Source organism: Pantoea sp. GM_Pan_3 (assembly GCF_026541045.1).
Classification (GTDB): domain Bacteria; phylum Pseudomonadota; class Gammaproteobacteria; order Enterobacterales; family Enterobacteriaceae; genus Pantoea; species Pantoea anthophila.
The window spans coordinates 58,545-75,947 of record NZ_JALNVA010000009.1 but is presented as its reverse complement, the minus strand read 5'-3'; the positions used below and the strand labels follow the sequence as shown (position 1 = coordinate 75,947).

Genomic DNA, 17,403 nt, shown 5'->3' with positions numbered 1-17,403 from the left:
TATGGGCGAGAATAAACCGATCAACAGACTCTCCGTGGTTATCCCGGTCTACAACGAGCAGGAGAGCCTGCCGGAGCTGCTTCAGCGCACCGCTGCCGCCTGCGACACACTGCAGATGGACTATGAAATCCTGCTGGTCGATGACGGCAGCAGTGACCAATCCGCCGGGCTGATTGAACAGGCGGCTTCCGCACCCGGCAGCCGGGTCATCGGTGTGCTGCTTAACCGCAATTACGGCCAGCACTCCGCCATCATGGCCGGTTTCAGTAAGGTGCGTGGCGATCTGATTATCACGCTCGATGCCGATCTGCAGAACCCGCCGGAGGAGATCCCGCGGCTGGTTGAGGCGGCGCGTCAGGGCTATGACGTGGTCGGCACGGTCCGGCAGCAGCGCCAGGACACCTGGTTCCGGCGTAAAGCCTCGCGCACGCTCAACCGGCTGATCCAGCGGGTGACCGGCAAAGCGATGGGGGATTACGGCTGCATGCTGCGCGCCTATCGTCGCCACATCGTTGAGGCGATGCTCAACTGCCACGAGCGCAGCACCTTTATTCCGATTCTGGCGAACACCTTTGCCCGTCACACCATCGAACTGCCGGTGATCCACGCTGAGCGGGCATTTGGCGACTCGAAATACAGCTTTATGCGCCTGATCAACCTGATGTACGACCTGGTGACCTGCCTGACCACCACCCCCCTGCGACTGCTCAGCGTTATCGGCAGCTTGATTGCACTCGCTGGCTTCGCTTTCTCGCTGGTGCTGATTGTTCTGCGCCTCTTCTTTGGTGCGGCCTGGGCGGGGGATGGCGTTTTTGTTCTGTTTGCCGTGCTGTTCATGTTTACGGGTGCCCAGTTTGTGGGCATGGGACTGCTCGGGGAGTACATCGGGCGCATTTATAACGACGTTCGGGCGCGTCCGCGCTATTTCGTTCAACGCATTGTTCAGGCTCCAGAAGAGCCATCAGTACAGGATACTCAATCATGAAGACCCTCGTTTTCGCCTATCACGATATGGGCTGTGTCGGCATCAATGCGCTGCTGAAGGCAGGCTATGAGATCACCGCCATTTTCACCCACAACGACGTGGCGACCGAAAATCCTTTTTTCGGCTCGGTTGCGCGTCTGGCGGCAGAGCATGGCATCCCGGTCTATGCGCCCGACGAGGCGAATCACCCGATCTGGCTGGATCGTATCCGCAGCATGGCGCCAGAGATGATTTTCTCCTTCTATTATCGCCATCTGCTCAGCGATGAGATCCTGCAATGCGCGCAAAAAGGGGCCTTTAACCTGCATGGCTCGCTGCTGCCAAAATACCGGGGGCGGGCACCCCTCAACTGGGCGCTGGTGAATGGTGAACGCGAAACGGGTGTCACACTGCATCGCATGGTAAAGCGTGCTGATGCCGGTCATATTCTGGCGCAGCAGGCGGTGGCTATCGAGGACCAGGACAATGCGCTGACCCTGCACCGTAAACTCATCAGTGTCGCAGAGCAGCTGCTGGGCGACGTTTTACCTCGTCTGCGTCAGGGTGAGGTCAGTGAGTGGCCCCAGGATGAGAGTCAGGCGACCCGTGTCGGCCGTCGCACCGCCGAAGATGGACGGATTGACTGGAACCAGCCTGCTCAGACGATTCACAATCTGGTCAGAGCGGTCACCGATCCCTGGCCTGGCGCCTTTGCCTTCGCCGGGTCGGTCCGCTTCATTGTCTGGAAGAGCCGGGTTCATCACGAGCCGCATCAGGCCAGACCGGGCACGGTAATCTCTAAGCAGCCGTTCCTGATTGCCTGTGGTGAAGGGGCGCTTGAAATCCAGACCGGGCAGTCCGAGCATGGTGTCTATATGAACGGCAGTCAGCTGGCGCAGAGTCTGGGCATGGTGCCAGGCGCGCTGCTCTATTCGCAGCCGCAGTCGGCGCTCCAGCGCCGCACCCGGGTGCTGATCCTCGGCGTTAACGGCTTTATCGGTAACCATCTTACCGAACGGCTGCTGGAGGATGCGCATTTCGAGGTGTATGGCCTGGATATCAGTTCCGATGCCATCAGCCGCTTCCTCGACCATCCGCGTTTCCACTTCGTCGAAGGGGACATCGCTATCCACTCCGAATGGATTGAGTATCACATCAAGAAATGTGACGTCATCCTGCCGCTGGTGGCGATCGCCACGCCGATTGAGTACACCCGCAATCCGCTGCGCGTGTTTGAGCTCGATTTTGAAGAAAACCTGAAAATCATTCGCGACTGTGTGAAGTATCAGAAGCGCATCATTTTCCCGTCCACCTCTGAGGTGTACGGCATGTGTACCGATGACAGTTTCGATGAAGATTGTTCCAATCTGGTGGTCGGGCCGATCAACAAACAGCGCTGGATCTATTCGGTCTCCAAACAGCTGCTGGATCGGGTGATCTGGGCCTATGGCGAAAAAGAGGGACTGCGCTTTACCCTGTTCCGGCCGTTCAACTGGATGGGGCCGCGTCTGGACAACCTCAATGCCGCGCGTATCGGCAGCTCCCGCGCCATTACCCAGCTGATCCTCAACCTGGTGGAAGGTTCGCCCATCAAGCTGATTGACGGCGGCAAACAGAAGCGCTGCTTTACCGATATCAAAGATGGCGTGGAGGCGCTGTTCCGCATCATCGAGAACAAACAGCAGAATTGTGATGGGCAGATCATCAATATCGGTAACCCGGACAACGAAGCCAGTATCAAAGAGCTGGCCGAGCAGCTGCTGGAGAGCTTTGAGCGTCATCCACTGCGCAGCCAGTTCCCGCCGTTTGCCGGTTTCCGCGAAGTGGAGAGCAGCAGCTACTACGGAAAAGGGTATCAGGATGTGGAGCACCGTAAACCTGCTATCCGCAATGCGCGCCGCTTACTCGGCTGGACCCCAACCGTGACGATGGATGTCACCATCGACAACACGCTCGACTTCTTCCTGCGCACCATTGAGCAACAGGCTGATAAGTGATGAAGAAGATCGGTCTGCGGATTGACGTAGATACCTGGCGCGGCACGCAGCAGGGCGTGCCGGCGCTGCTGACGCTGTTCCGGCGTCATGCTGTACGGGCCAGCTTTTTCTTCAGTGTGGGGCCGGACAACATGGGCCGCCATCTCTGGCGACTGGTGAAGCCGGCCTTTCTCCTGAAAATGGTGCGTTCCCGGGCCGCGTCGCTCTATGGCTGGGATATCCTGCTGGCCGGAACGGCGTGGCCAGGCAAGCAGATGGGGCGCCGTCTGCGGCACATTATTCAGGACGCCACCCGTCAGCATGAGGTGGGACTGCACGCCTGGGACCACTTTGCGTGGCAGACCTGGGCGGGCGTCTGGCCGCAGGAAAAGCTGGCAGAGCAGATAGCGCGCGGCACCGACCTGCTGAGTGAGATCCTCGGCCATCCGGTCAGCTGCTCGGCCGTGGCCGGATGGCGCGCGGATGGCCGGGTGGTCGCCGCTAAACAGCCGTTCGGATTCACTTACAACAGCGACTGTCGCGGCAGCGGCCCGTTCCGGCCGGTGCTGCCAGACGGGCAGATCGGGACGGTGCAGATCCCGGTAACGCTGCCGACCTGGGATGAGGTGGTGGGGCGCGAGGTCAGCGCAGAGGGGTACAACGACTTCATTCTGACCCGAATGCTCGCTGCGGAAGAGGGGGCGGTTTACACCGTTCATTCCGAAGTGGAGGGGATCATCGGCTACCCGGACTTTGATCGCCTCCTGACCCTGGCCGCCGATAACGGCATTCAGTTCTGTCCGCTCAGTGAACTGCTGCCCGCTGATCTGACGACGCTGCCATTAGGCCGGGTGGTCAGAGGCGAAATTGCCGGACGGGAAGGGTGGCTGGGCTGCCAGAAACGGATGGAAGAGGCGAACTAGTGCGGATACGTAACCAGACAATATGGCTGCTGTTTTTCAGCTTTTTTATCCTCTATTACCTTGTCCCGCCGGTGTTCCGCGATCTCTGGCAGCCGGATGAAACCCGCTATGCGGAGATCAGCCGGGAGATGCTGGCAACCGGCAACGGGATCACGCCGCACTTTTTCGGCCTGCGCTATTTTGAAAAACCGATTGCGGGTTACTGGATTAACTCGCTGGGTCAGTGGCTGTTTGGCCACAATAATTTTGGCGTGCGGGCCGGCTCGATATTCTCCACTGCCCTGACCGCTGCCCTGATTTTCTGGCTCGGCAGGCGGATGTTTGCCTCCTCGCGAACCGCGATCGCCGGCGCGATCATTTTCCTCAGCTCGCTGCTGGTCTATGGGGTCGGCACCTATGCGGTGCTCGATCCGATGCTGATGCTCTGGCTGGCGGCCGCCATGTGCAGCTTCTGGCTGGCGACAGAGGCCAGTGGACGCGCCGGGCGCGTGGGCGGCTATCTGCTGCTGGGGCTCGCCTGCGGCATGGGATTCATGACCAAAGGCTTTCTGGCACTGGCGCTGCCGGTACTGACGATCCTGCCGTGGGCGATCTGGCGCAGGAGAGTGCCGGAGTTGCTCTGCTTCGGGCCACTGGCGCTGCTCTCTGCTGCGGCAATCAGCGCGCCATGGGTGCTGGCCATTTATCATCAGGCTCCCGATTTCTGGCACTACTTTTTCTGGGTCGAGCATATCCAGCGCTTCGCAGAAGCGAATGCGCAGCACAAAGCCCCATTCTGGTATTACCTGCCGATTCTGTTGCTGGGCACGCTGCCGTGGCTGGCACTGTTGCCGGGGGCTCTGCTTACGGGCTGGCGTGAGCGTCATCAGCACCCCGGTGCGCTCTATCTGCTGAGCTGGACGGTGATGCCGCTGCTGTTTTTCAGTCTGGCCAAGGGCAAACTCCCGACCTATATCCTGCCCTGTTTTGTTCCGCTGTCACTGCTGATGGCCCATTATGGCCTGAACGCTGCGCAGCGGGTAGGGCGCGCCCTGACGCTGAATGGCTGGCTGAACCTGATATTCGGTATCCTGACGCTGACCGCAGTACTGCTGGTGCTGGCCCCCTGGAGTCTGACGCATCATCCGCTGTTCGCCACGCATGAGATGCTGAAGCTGGTGCTGGCGGCAGTGGCATTCCTCTGCTGGGGGCTGGTGGGGGCGTACAGCTGCCGTTCTTCCTCGCGTCGCTGGCTGGCGGCAGCACTTTGCCCGCTGGGCCTTGCGCTGGTTATCGGTGCGGCCATCCCCGATAAGATCCGCGATGCCAAACAGCCGCAGCGCTTTGTGGCGGTTATCAGTAAGCAACTGGCCACCAGCCGCTTTATCCTGGCTGACAACCCCGGCATCGCCTCTGCGGCCGCCTGGCACCTGCAGCGCAGCGATATCGGTTTCTATGACAGTAAGGGGGAACTGGAATATGGGCTCGGCTACCCGGATGCACAGTCCCGTTTTGTTTCACGGGCAGATTTCGCCGGCTGGCTTGCCCCACATCGTCGCGAGGGGAGCGTGTCGCTGCTGTTGCTGATGGACTCGGTTCACAGCGATATCGATGAGGATGTGCCGGTGCCGGACGCCGTCTATCGTCAGGGCAGGCTGGTCTGCCTCTACTACAGCCAGACGAAGTAATGCTGCTGCTGATTATTCTGGTCAGTCTGCTCAGCTGCAGCGCACAGCTTTGCCAGAAGCAGGCGACGAGGGCGGTATCCCGCCGGACGCGCCTGAGCTGGATTGGCGTGAGCGTGCTGCTGCTGGGCGTTGCGATGCTCCTCTGGCTATTGGTGCTGCAGCGGGTGCCGGTCAGCCAGGCCTACCCGATGCTGAGCCTTAACTTTATTTTTGTGGCGCTGGCCGGACGTCTCCTGTGGCGTGAACGGTTAACGCCGCGCCAGATAACCGGCACGCTGCTGGTGGTCACCGGCGTGGCGCTGATGGCGAGTCAGATATGAAAGGGTATGGATGGGTTGCCTGCAGCGTACTGCTGGTCTCGGCGGCGCAGCTGATGATGCGCTGGGCGATGCCGCAGTTGCCCGATGTCAGCAGCCTGACGTCACTGCCTGCTATCGGCATTCTGCCCGCCCTGCTGCTGGTGGCGGGGCTGGGCGCCTATGGCCTCTCCATGATCTGCTGGATCCGGGCGCTGGGTCATTTCCCCCTGAACCGGGTCTATCCGCTGCTCAGCCTGAGTTATGTGCTGGTCTGGCTGGCTGCAGTTTCTCTGCCGGTATTTCATGAGGCGTTCAGCTGGCATAGCCTGGCGGGCGTGGTGATGATTGTCATCGGGCTTTTGTGCATCGTGGTTAAGCCCTGAATAGGGTCTGCATTACTGTTTTCGCATCAACTCTCTTTTTTATTCACGTTTTCGGGCAAAGATTAGCCGGGTTGGCGTAGCGAAATTATCGTTTTCGTGATAGAAATCCTTTCTGTTAGCGTTTTTGCGTGAAAAATAAAGGATTCAGTATGCTGGTCGGCTTTAGCGCATTGCGCGAACGTTATGCAATCAGACTGGCGCAGCCACTGCGTGTGAAATCAGCGATTGGAACGGTACGTTCTCATCATGACAGTCAGGGGCAGGTGGAAAATTACTATCCTCCTGGCTATCAGCCGGAAGATAATTTTGCCGGGCATTTTGCCTTTGGTCTCAAATATGAGGAGATCCACCTGGAGTTTTTTGCCCGCCTGTTTACGGTAATCGGGCCGGAACCTCTGGAGGCGTGGTGTCGTCAGGAGCCGTTCGGACAATATGCGCGTCGGGCAGGGTTTTTCTATGAGTGGCTGACCGGTAACCTGCTGCAGGTGCCCGATGTCACTAATGGCGGCTATATTGACGCGATTTCATCGAAAGCGTATCTGACCCGAACCACCGTGAAACGCAGCAGACGCTGGCGCATTAACGATAACCTGCCGGGATCGATCGATTTCTGCCCCCTGGTGCGCAGAACAGCTGCCGTTGAACAGGCGCTGGCGTTCGATCTCAATGCTGCTTTTTCAGATCTGGATAAGGCCTTTGGCGCAGATATTCTGATGCGCACCGCCAGCTGGCTGACATTTAAAGAGTCACGCGCCAGTTTTCTGATCGAGAAAGAGTCGGACCAGGGCGATCGCATTCAGCGGTTTGCCCACGTTATCGCGCAGTATTGCGGTCAGCTGGACGATCCGCTCAACGATGTCAGCCTGCACACGATACAGCAGGGCATTCTGGGACAGGATGCACTGGGATTGGGTCTGCGACGCTCGCCGGTATTTGTCGGGCAGTCGACAATGCGTGAAGATATCGTCCACTATATTGCGCCGCACTATGATGATGTTCCTCGTTTCATGCAGGGGCTGAAAGCCTTTGAACAGGCGACGCACGGAGCCGCGCCGCTGGCCCGTGCCGCTGTTATTGCGTTTGGATTTGTCTATATCCATCCCATGCGCGATGGCAATGGCCGGATCCATCGCTTTTTAATTAATGACACGCTGATTCGTGACGGAGCGATACCGGATGGGGTCATTCTGCCCGTCTCGGCCACCATCACCAGTTCGATGGACTTTCGCGTCGGTTACGATCGCACGCTGGACGTGTTTTCTAAACGGCTTATGCGGCGTTATGCAGGCTGCTATCGGTTTGGTGAACTCAAAACCTATGAAGATGGCACGCAAAGTAACTTCATTTTCAGCGACTATGAAGATGCCCGCTTCGCCTGGCGTTATCCCGACCTAACCGAGCATGTGCTCTATACGTGCAGAGTGATAGAGCACACCGTTCGAACAGAAATGGCAGATGAAGCGCGCGTGTTAGTCATATTTCAGCGTGCGCAGCAGCGTCTGAAAGAGGTTGTGGAAATGCCCGATCAGGATGCGAGTCGCATTATTCGTTCGCTGAAGGAAAATGGCTGGCAGATCTCCGGCAAGCTTAAAAAAACGTTCCCGATGCTGGACGACGCGACGCTGTCCGGACGCATCGTGGAAGCGGTCAGATCGGCATTTGAGACACAGGCAGGCTGAATGCCCGGATTTGATCTGCCGTTCATTGCGTCAAGCTGAGCCGTTTAAGCTGTGCGGCCAGCTCACCTGTATCGCTGACGATCAAATCCGGTGCAGGCGCCAGTGGATAAGGTGACTGGCCTTTGCGGGTGATAAATGCGGTCTTCATCCCTGCCCGTTTTGCGCCACCGACATCCCAGCCATGCGCCGCCACCATCATGCACTCTGCGGCAGGCTTGCCCATCTCTTTCATTGCCCACTGATAAACTCTCAGATCGGGCTTATAAACCTTAACCTGCTCCACGCTGAGAATGCGGGCGAATAGCGGTGCCAGCCCGGCTGAACTGAGTTGTTGTTCAGCCAGCGCGGCAGAGGAGTTGGTCAGCGCAACCAGCGTAAAACCCTGCTGCTGCAGGGCAGTCAGCCCTGCGGCGACATCAGGATGCGGCGGCATCGCGGCGATAATGTCAGCCAGTGGCGTTGCTTCTTCAGGCAGGGTTACACCGTAACGCGAAGCCGTCATCTTCAGCACCGCTTCGGCGATATCACCAAAGCTATGCCAGCTGCCGGTCACGGATGCGACCAGAGAGTGGTGCAGCACCGAGGTAAACCAGGCTTCGGCACGTTCCGGCCGGTCACCGAGTCGCTGTGCGACCACCTGATTCAGTTCGGTCGTGTCCAGCAGGGTCTCATTGACATCGAAAAAGAGGGTGTCACTGCAGGAATGGGGGTTGAGATTGTTAGTCATCTTGACTCCGGTTGGCTTAATGAGAGGCGTTAAGGGCGCTGATTGAAGGTAGGACACCGGGAAGGATTGCTCAAGAACGGGGGCTGCGTGTCGTTGTAATTCAGGCTGTGAAACCGCTAAAGCGAATTGTGCCATAGTGCAACTGCCGGGCTATAATGCAACGCGGTCCTGCAGATTGGTCACGATTACTGCGTAAAATAACGTCCTGCGTTGTTAAAGCAGATATCCTGCACCATGCTTCCGGGCCGCTTCTCATCATCCGGTAATATGCCATTCCTGACCCACTAACCGAGCAGGTTACACAGAATACGCCGCAAGTATTCATGACGCGGACACTGCGTGAACCGGTCAACATACCGATCAACTGGCTCAGAAGTCCTGTCTGTGCGACCCGTTCCGGCTGTCGCAGCACCCCGTACTGTTGATCGTTGAACCACCAGGCCGAGCCAAACTGGACCTTACCCGCGATGCCCGCCGTCTGAAAGTTCCCAGCCCTATCTCGCTCAGATTGGCAAACCGGGGATCTTCAGCCATTTCTCGTGGATTCAAATGGCTGTGATAATCATAAATTGGCTCATCAGTAAGTCCCGGTTTGATGGCTCCGCTGCAGTGTGGTTAAAGCTTCGATTTCAATTCGCGACTAATCGCCGTATCGCTGCTGGTTTTCGTGCGCGCTGTTCCCCAGACTTCGTCATAGGCATAACCGGTGAGTTCTTTAATCACGGCCCGGGTTGCTTCATCGCACTGCGCCGGCGTGCCGCCGAGTTTACGGCGTGCCACCTCTTTAACTAATAACTTGTGGCTGCGCTGGGTTAGTTTGAACCTGAAAGTCAGCCAGAAACTAACGGCCAGAAGACCAGCAGTGACAAACACCATCAATCCAACGATCGCCTGCACGGCACTCTCCGGTTGTGAACCGTTGCCTTTTACAAAACCACTCTCCTGCAGCACCACACCAATCATAAATATGGCGACCGCTACCGAGCTTTTTCGCGTTAATACCATGACGCCGGCAAAGATCCCTTCGCGCCGTTTACAGGTCACCATTTCATCAATATCGGGAATGAAGCTGTAAATATTCCACGGAATATAAATGAGGCCAGCACGCATAATCCCCAGGAACAGAAATACCGCGCTAAAGGCCAGCGTAGGCACCTGCCATTGCCATTGATAAATGGCATACAGAAAAATAAATACAGCCATAATACCCAGGTAAGCGATACGTAAGGCATTAGACGGCGTCATATTGAAACGGCCGAGTAACATCATAAAAATAAACGTGCCCGGAATGGACATAAACATCATATTGCTCAGTAGCAACGACGCCAGGGATGCATCCTGTTTCAGACCATAAATGACAAAGTAGGTAAATACCGCCACAAACGCGTCGATCGCGGTAAAGGAAAACAGGTAAATCAACAGATGCTGACGGAAAGCTTTAATCCGGAATGAAGAGGCCAGGTCGAGAAAAAGGTATTTAAAATGTGCCGTAAAACCACCTTTTCGCGCGGGATGCTGTGCAATATCCTGCTCAGGTTGAATATCTTTCGCTTCCCAGGTTGTCAGCCAGGTAATAAATACCGAGATGCAATAGATCACCGAGAAGATTACCCCGGTCAGGGTATAGGTGATGGCGTTATCTTTGCCGGTGTATTGCATGATTAGACCAGGCACGGAAACCGCCAGGAAACTTCCGAGCGCCGAGAACATCAGGCGGACACCTGAGAGACGTGTGCGTTCACTAAAGCGATTAGTCATTTCTGACGACAGTGTTTCCCACGGTACCAGCACCATTGCCGACAGTAATTCGATGGTGAGATAGGTACCCAGGTAATACCAGTAGCCCATATCCGTTACCCACAATGCACCGTATAACAACATTAAAGGCGAGGAGATAAGCAGAAAGAAACGGCGGCGGCCAAATTGACGCCCCAGTCGGGTATTACCGAAATTATCCGTAATGTACCCCATAATCGGGCTTAATATTGCGTCGATCACGCGGGCGATGGCAAATATCGATCCCGCTTCAAATACGGATAATCCGCAGTAGGTGGTATAGAAGAACAGCAGCCAGGTGCCGATAACGGCAAAAGCACCGCCGCCAAATAAATCTGTTAAGCCGTAGCCAATGGCTACGCCATAGCCCACACGACGTTCTGTAGGTTTAACCATCGATCCGATTCCTGTTCTGGTAGGGGTGTATTAACGGCAAGGTGCAATGCCCTGCCGCTATTGTTATCAACAGAATTGGAACTCAACGTATTAAACAGATGCGTTATGACGCGTTAGCTAACATCTGCGCTTTGACGCAAAGTTCAGCGGCTTTAAACGCATGCGCCTGCGTCATGGCATGTTCCGTACGATTGATACAATCTTTAATTAACTGGCCGAAAAAGGGGTAACCGACTTCGCCAGAAACGGTATAGCGAAACTCTCCCTCTTTATTAACCAGATAGACCACATCCTGCTCACCACGCGTTAAATCGGTGTATTTACGGATTTCGATATAACCATCAGTACCGAGCAGTGTCATGCGTCCATCACCCCATGTGGATAAGCCATCAGGCGTGAACCAGTCACAGCGAAAATAGCCTGTAGCGCCATTTTCGCCAGCCAGCATGGCATCACCGAAGTCTTCAAATTGTGGATGCTGCGGATGATGGAAATTCCTCACCTGACTGGCAACAACAGTGGCATCACTATTGCCGGTGTAATAGAGGAACTGTTCAATCTGGTGGCTGCCGATATCACACAGAATGCCGCCAAAATAGCGGCGCTGATAGAACCACTCTGGGCGACCGATACCTTCCCGATGCGGGCCGGTACCGAGGGTTTGCACTACCCGCCCAATGCTCCCTTTTTCTACTAACTGCCCGGCAAATACTGCGCTTTCCACATGCAAGCGTTCACTGTAGTAAACCGCATATTTGCGTCCGGTTTGGGCGCACATTGCTTTAGCATCTTCAAGCTGTTCGAGAGTGGTGAGAGGCGCTTTGTCGGTGAAATAATCCTTACCCGCAGCCATCACTTTCAGGCCTAACGCACAGCGTTGTGACGGAATTGCCGCTGCGGCAATCAGTTGAACCTGCGGGTCAGTCAGAAGAGTCTCCAGTGAGTCTGCCACCTTAACCTGAGGGAATTGCTGTACAAACTTATCCACTCTGGCCGGATCGATATCATAGACCCACTTCAGCGTCGCGCCGGCCTCCGTTAAGCCATTGCACATGGCGTAAATATGGCCATGATCAAGACCGGTTGCCGCTATAACAAATTCGCCAGGCTGTACCACCGGCAGTGGTTTACCTTTCGGTGCGTAGTTCATGCCATTCTGTTTGTTCATGGTTATTTTCTCACGCAAAGTTTTTACCCAGAGGGATATCATCGACGTCGGCAAAGTTTTCTACCGAACACTGTTTTTCATAGAAGTGTGGGGCGCTGGCGATTAATCCTCCGGTACGGTAGAAGGTGTCATCACGTGCAATCGGCAGTGAGACCGTGCTTCTGACGATGGCGGATTTATAGATCGCGGTGATCAGTTCCAGTGAGCGTTTACCCTGCTCGCCGTCAACCAACGGTGTGCGCTGATGCTCGATGGCGGAGAAGAAGTCATCAACCTGTCCGGCGTGCAGAGTCCAGGCGAGTGGCTGCATATCCGTCTGAAAACGTTCAAGCTCGCTTTCAAGTGATAGGTTGTTCTCTTTTTCCGGGAAACCATTTTCCGCCGCCTGCATAGCGACGACTTTCCACGGTGCTGAGAGACGCGCTTTTTCTCCCTGCAACACGATCTTCTGTTCTTCACCGTGATGGACTACGGAGGCTGTCAGCTGTGCCAGGGCACCATTGGGATAGCGGAATATGGCGGCGCTGAGATCTTCGACTTCCGCGTTATCGTGTGACACGTTGCTGATCATGGCGACGACTTCAGTCGGCGCACCCAGTATCCATTGCATGGCATCGATATGGTGTACCGCATGGTTAAGGGTGCAGCCGCCGCCTTCTTTCTCCCACGTACCGCGCCACCACAAGTCATAGTAGGAGTGGCCACGCCACCAAAACGAATCCACCTGCGCATGGCAAATTTTGCCAGCCAGCCCGGAGTCAACGGCGGCTTTCAGACGCCAGAAGGCGTCGGTAAAGCGATTCTGGGCCACTACCGACAATATTTTCCCGCTCGCTTTTTGAGCCGCGATCATTGCATCGCACTCTTCAAGCGAGGCGGCCATCGGTTTTTCGCACAGCACGTGCTTACCTGCCTGCAATGCTGTAATGGTGTTTTCTGCGTGCACATAAGGCGGAGTGCAGACATCCACCACATCAATATCATCACCCCCGGCCAGCATCTCCCCGAGATCGCTATAAACACGAACATCATGCAAACCATAACGCTGTATTTTTTCGCGCGCTTTTTCCGGATAGACATCGGCAACTGCGACAATTTTGCCTCGCTCAGGAAATTGTAAAAACGCCTGGATATGTGAATGGGTAATATTGCCCATGCCGACTATCGCAACTTTTAACATCGGGATTCTCCACCTGTTACCGTTATTAAGATGCCTGGGGCGAACATAAAAAAAGGGCAGTGAGAGGAGCAAACTCTTTTTGTGAGAATGTTCGCAGAGCAGGGCGAATATTTGGGAACCCGATGTAAAATAGTTGTAATGTCATAGCATTACGTTTGCAAAAATTTGCAAAAACTGATTGGGATAGAGATCACATTATGGCTGGCAAGCTCCGGATGGATGAAATTTCAACCCTGACCGGTTACTCAGTAAGTACAGTTTCACGCGTGTTGAGCGGCAAATCCTATACCAGCGATAAAGCACGTGAAGCGATTGTTAATTGCGCGCGTCGACTCGGCGTATTGCAGGACATGGTAAGTGGTCGCCTTCTGATTAATGACATCGTCGTCTTTGCTCCGGGACGCACATTCACTCCGCGCGGTGATCACTTCTACCTCGAAGTTACCCGTGGTATTGCTGCGGCCTGTGCATCTCACGATGTCCATATCAGTTATTGTCCTCTGGAAGAGCAACGGGCCGATGTGAAACTGTTTCTGGAAAAAGCAGGGGCGAAAAATATAAGCGCGATCATCATTATTGGCACCGACGATCAAGCTATTTTCAATCTGGCCTCGTCACTGGGTAAACCCTGCGTGCTAATCAACTCGCGTGATAAAGACATGATGCTGGATGCAGTATCACCGGATCATCGGGCAATTGGTTTTGCCGCAATGCAATATCTGTTTGAACAGGGGCATCGACGCGTGTTAACCGTGACCTGCCTGCGACGCGAAACGCTATTTTTGCGTCTGGAGGGGATCAAGCATGCTTATCGCCACTTTCATATGCCGTTTAATGCACAGCATGACTTGATTGTGATTGAAGCTTACTCATCACGAGACACGGAGACTGCCTTGAATCGCTGGCTGGATGATCACCCACGGGACCAGTGGCCGGATGTGATTCTGCCGGGTGGCAAGGGCATTGTCACTGGTGTTCAGAATGTGCTGCTGGCACGAGGTCTCCGGGTGCCCGAAGATATTTCGATAATGACCACTGACCTGGCGAGTCGGCTGGAAGGCTCACCTGAGATGCCTGTTACCGGCTTTGCCGTTCCTTGCCGTGAGTTAGGTTACGAAGCGATTCAACTTATTCAGAACCGCCTTAATCGCCCACATTCGCCAATTTATAATCTGTTGTTACAGGGGAAACTGGTAGATCGCGGAACCGTAGCGAATGCGACACGCCATGCTGCCCGTGAAGAAATCAATAACCAATTTGATTGAGGATGTGGTTAAAATTTATGGAATTAAAGAGGGTGTTGTTTTATGCGACTGATCTGAATATCTGCCATTTTAATATCAGTAATGAATGACGATTACTATTTATAGTTTTAACTTATGAAGCGTTATTAATAATGTAAATATGCTACGCCCGCTGGCTTGTCTGATCCTGAACCGTCATCTCTGGACAGCTTTTGTATTTTGAGTTAACGATGCCCGCTGCCGCCGGTATAATTTTTTCACTACCATTCCGTCTCAATTATAATGCTGTTGCTTAAATCTTCATCGCGAGCGGTTCGGATGTTCTGTCATAGTTTTCACGTACCGTTATATTGGTTCGCATAATGTAATTTATGTTAAATGAAGGGGCCGATGATCGCTATGGATCTCTGATCTCATTGCCTGCCGTGCTGTTTTCCTCTTCTCTCATATCCCAGGATATGATTGCACTAAACATCCCCAGCCACAGACAGGCAGTTTGCGTTCTCCCTCTTCCCACCGCCTGAATGTGTCTTATCTCTTCTGAGTGACCTGTCAGGGTTTCAGAATGACTTTCGTCCAGCCATTATCACGAGCATCAAAATGCTTATAGCCTTCGGCTGCGTCTGCCAGCGCGAGTCGGTGCGAAATGATCTGCGCCGGATTGGCTCTGCCCTGATGGATAAGCCTGGCGAGCTGGCGGTTGTACGCTTTGACATTACACTGGCCGGTCTTGATCGACTGACCCTTGAACCAGAAATTACCAAAATCGAAAGGCACTTTACCCTCTTTGGCCAGATCGGTCGCACCACCGGGGTCCTGCGGAACAAAAACCCCTACCGCACCGATGCCGCCTGTGGCCTTGGTTGAGGCGACCAGGCTGTTCAGCGTGGCAGAGTTATCCTCGTGGCCATGTTTATTGCAGCACTGATAGCCCACGCACTCGCAACCGCAATCCGTGCCGCGCCCATCGGTTAACTCGAGAATTTTATTGACGGCCTCATCACCCACTCCGTTGATGGCCACTGCGCCCATCTGTTCGGCCAGCGCCAGTCTGTCCGGATGGGTATCCACCACAAACACCTGCGAGGCGCCCTTAATCAGGGCCGAGTGCGCAGCCATCAGGCCGACCGGTCCGGCACCGTAAATGGCAACACTCTCTCCGGGGCGCAAGCCTGCCAGTTCAGTGGCGTGCCAGCCGGTGGGGAAGATGTCGGACAGTAGAACGTAGTCTTCCTCTTTTTCTACCGCATCAGGCGGCAGCACCAGGCAGTTAAAGTCAGCATAGGGAACGCGCAGTAGCTCCGCCTGTCCGCCATCCCATTCGCCCATTTCAGCAAAGCCATAGGCGGCACCGGCCGTACCCGGGTTTGCCGTGAGACAGTAACCGGTTAACCCTTTCTCGCAATTTTCACAGAATCCGCAGCCAACGTTAAAGGGCAGGCAGACATAATCGCCGACTTTGACCCGCTCAACCGCGCCGCCGATTTCGATGACCTGGCCCAGGTTTTCATGGCCAAAGATGCGACCCTGTTCGAAGCTGGTGCGCCCTTCATACATATGCAGGTCGGAACCGCAGATATTGGTGGTGGTAATACGGACAATGACATCGGTAGGACGAACGATTCTGGGATCCGGCACCTCTTTGACTGAAACGTCAAAAGGTCCGTTATAGACAACTGCTTTCATGGTGTTCTCCTCACGTGCATGATCAGTTATGAAGGCTGCGGCTGCGTGAATATTTGCGGTCGCCACCCTCTTCGTGATGCTGCTTTTTCAATCAAATGGCGTGATTGAATGTGTAAGTGTAGAACAGCGCATGACGCAGTCTGAGGATATTAATATTATGTAACCCTATGAAATGTAAGCACCGCTTCGCTAAAGCCCTCCTGTTTCTCGCCTTATCAACGCCTTTGCATCCTGCTGCCGTTTGCCTTACGGCAGGTTGATTTTTGCTCTGAAGCCGGTGGCGGAGATTGCCCCACACCTCCGCCCGGCTCTCACCTACTTTTTATCCTGCGACCAGGTGGCGCTGCGGATATCGACCTTAACCGGCAGCAGACCAATCCGGGTAAAGGTATCCGCCAGCGCCTGCTGCTGGGTGAAGACCTCTGGCGTCATCCGCTCTGCGCCAAACGGCATTCTCGCCAGCGCGCGCTGCCAGACAGGCTGGGGCAGCCCGGTTGAGGTGGACATGATTCTGGCTGCCTCTTCCTGATGCTGATTGGCCCAGGTACTAAGCGTGCCGAGTTCATCCACGACCCTGCTGGCGATCTGCGGGTACCCTTCCGCAAACTTACGGCTGGCGAGGTAGAAGGTGTAATGGGGCACCAGTCCTTCTGCATTTTTGATCAGCCGCGCGTGAGCATTGGTTTCCACTTCTGCATAGTAAGGATCCCAGATGACCCAGGCGTCCACTGCGCCGCGCTGGAAAGCGGCACGCGCATCGGCAGGAGGCAGATAAACCGGCGTAATGTCTTTGTAGCTCAGCCCCGCCTGCTCCAGCGCGGTGACCAGCAGATAGTTCACGTCAGAGCCTTTGTTCAGCGCGACGCGCTTCCCCTTCAGATCCGCAACGCTTTTGATCGGCGAGTCGGCCGGAACCACAATCGCCTCGGTTTTCGGGTTGGCGGGCGAGTGTGCCAGATAGACCAGATCGGCCTGAGCGGCCTGCGCAAAGGTGGGCGGCGCGTCGCCGGTCGCCGCGAGATCGATGCTGCCGATGTTCAACCCTTCAAGCATCTGCGGCCCGGCCGGGAACTCAATCCAGTGAACCGCGATCCCCTGCTTTTTAAATTCCTGATCCAGCGTGCCGCGATATTTCAGCAGCGCGAAGATATTGGCCTTCTGGAAACCGATATTGATCGTTTCGGGCTTCTCTGCTGCCTGGATGCTGAACGCTAAGCCCGCCTGAGCGGCAATAATGAGTGCGCTGAGTAGTACTTTTTTCATTTCTCATTCCTGAGTCTGTTGTAGTCAGCGCAACATATCAAACGCGGGTTGCCGCGCTTAGCGAGGAAAAGT

At 55.1% G+C, this 17,403-nt stretch carries 14 protein-coding genes and 1 pseudogene; 8 read left to right on the top strand and 7 right to left on the bottom strand.

Annotation, left to right across the window (positions count from 1 at the left end; all coding sequences use genetic code 11):
* Position 1 precedes the first annotated feature (1 nt).
* The 7 genes from arnC (at position 2) to OXR04_RS20370 (ending at position 7,891) form a co-directional block, all read left to right on the top strand.
* Positions 2–985 (top strand): undecaprenyl-phosphate 4-deoxy-4-formamido-L-arabinose transferase, encoded by a 984-nt coding sequence (gene arnC / locus OXR04_RS20400; protein WP_267372731.1) that lies wholly within the window; start codon positions 2–4, stop codon positions 983–985.
* Positions 982–2,961: a bifunctional UDP-4-amino-4-deoxy-L-arabinose formyltransferase/UDP-glucuronic acid oxidase ArnA gene (gene arnA, locus OXR04_RS20395; RefSeq protein WP_267372730.1), complete on the top strand. Its 1,980-nt coding sequence runs from the start codon at positions 982–984 to the stop codon at positions 2,959–2,961. Before arnC ends, arnA begins: the two co-directional genes overlap by 4 nt.
* Entirely contained in the window at positions 2,961–3,863 is a 903-nt protein-coding gene (gene arnD, locus OXR04_RS20390) for a 4-deoxy-4-formamido-L-arabinose-phosphoundecaprenol deformylase (protein WP_267372729.1), read from the top strand. The genes arnA and arnD overlap by 1 nt, the downstream gene beginning before the upstream one ends.
* Entirely contained in the window at positions 3,863–5,530 is a 1,668-nt protein-coding gene (arnT, locus tag OXR04_RS20385; RefSeq protein ID WP_267372728.1) for a lipid IV(A) 4-amino-4-deoxy-L-arabinosyltransferase, read from the top strand. The genes arnD and arnT overlap by 1 nt, the downstream gene beginning before the upstream one ends.
* Positions 5,530–5,850: a 4-amino-4-deoxy-L-arabinose-phosphoundecaprenol flippase subunit ArnE gene (arnE, locus tag OXR04_RS20380; protein WP_009093166.1), complete on the top strand. Its 321-nt coding sequence runs from the start codon at positions 5,530–5,532 to the stop codon at positions 5,848–5,850. Before arnT ends, arnE begins: the two co-directional genes overlap by 1 nt.
* Entirely contained in the window at positions 5,847–6,212 is a 366-nt protein-coding gene (arnF, locus tag OXR04_RS20375) for a 4-amino-4-deoxy-L-arabinose-phosphoundecaprenol flippase subunit ArnF (protein ID WP_267372727.1), read from the top strand. Before arnE ends, arnF begins: the two co-directional genes overlap by 4 nt.
* Before the next feature lie 149 nt (positions 6,213–6,361).
* Positions 6,362–7,891 carry a Fic family protein gene (locus OXR04_RS20370; protein ID WP_267372726.1) on the top strand — a complete coding sequence of 510 codons (1,530 nt, stop codon included), beginning with the start codon at positions 6,362–6,364 and terminating at the stop codon, positions 7,889–7,891.
* 22 nt (positions 7,892–7,913) lie between these two features.
* Here the strand turns inward: OXR04_RS20370 and OXR04_RS20365 are convergent, their stop codons facing one another.
* The 5 genes and pseudogenes from OXR04_RS20365 to OXR04_RS20345 form a co-directional block, all read right to left on the bottom strand.
* Positions 7,914–8,618: a haloacid dehalogenase type II gene (locus tag OXR04_RS20365; RefSeq protein ID WP_267372725.1), complete on the bottom strand. Its 705-nt coding sequence runs from the start codon at positions 8,616–8,618 to the stop codon at positions 7,914–7,916.
* 185 nt (positions 8,619–8,803) lie between these two features.
* Positions 8,804–9,108 (bottom strand): annotated as a pseudogene (locus OXR04_RS20360) (glucuronate isomerase); the annotation flags it as partial.
* Between the two features lie 125 nt (positions 9,109–9,233).
* A complete protein-coding gene (locus tag OXR04_RS20355; RefSeq protein WP_267372724.1) occupies positions 9,234–10,790 on the bottom strand; it encodes an MFS transporter in 1,557 nt (518 codons plus the stop codon).
* Positions 10,791–10,893: 103 nt separating this feature from the next.
* A complete protein-coding gene (locus OXR04_RS20350) occupies positions 10,894–11,958 on the bottom strand; it encodes a Gfo/Idh/MocA family oxidoreductase (protein ID WP_267372723.1) in 1,065 nt (354 codons plus the stop codon).
* Between the two features lie 10 nt (positions 11,959–11,968).
* On the bottom strand, positions 11,969–13,138 hold the full coding sequence (locus OXR04_RS20345; protein ID WP_267372722.1) for a Gfo/Idh/MocA family oxidoreductase: 1,170 nt from the start codon (positions 13,136–13,138) through the stop codon (positions 11,969–11,971).
* A gap of 197 nt (positions 13,139–13,335) precedes the next feature.
* Between OXR04_RS20345 and OXR04_RS20340 the strand changes: the two genes are divergently transcribed.
* The gene (locus OXR04_RS20340) at positions 13,336–14,403 is read left to right on the top strand and encodes a LacI family DNA-binding transcriptional regulator (protein ID WP_267372721.1); all 1,068 of its coding nucleotides are present in this window, start codon (positions 13,336–13,338) and stop codon (positions 14,401–14,403) included.
* 531 nt (positions 14,404–14,934) lie between these two features.
* On the opposite strand, the gene OXR04_RS20335 is transcribed toward OXR04_RS20340, so the two are convergent.
* Positions 14,935–16,068 (bottom strand): glutathione-independent formaldehyde dehydrogenase, encoded by a 1,134-nt coding sequence (locus OXR04_RS20335; RefSeq protein WP_267372720.1) that lies wholly within the window; start codon positions 16,066–16,068, stop codon positions 14,935–14,937.
* 315 nt (positions 16,069–16,383) lie between these two features.
* Entirely contained in the window at positions 16,384–17,331 is a 948-nt protein-coding gene (locus tag OXR04_RS20330; RefSeq protein ID WP_267372719.1) for a sulfonate ABC transporter substrate-binding protein, read from the bottom strand.
* Positions 17,332–17,403: the final 72 nt, after the last annotated feature.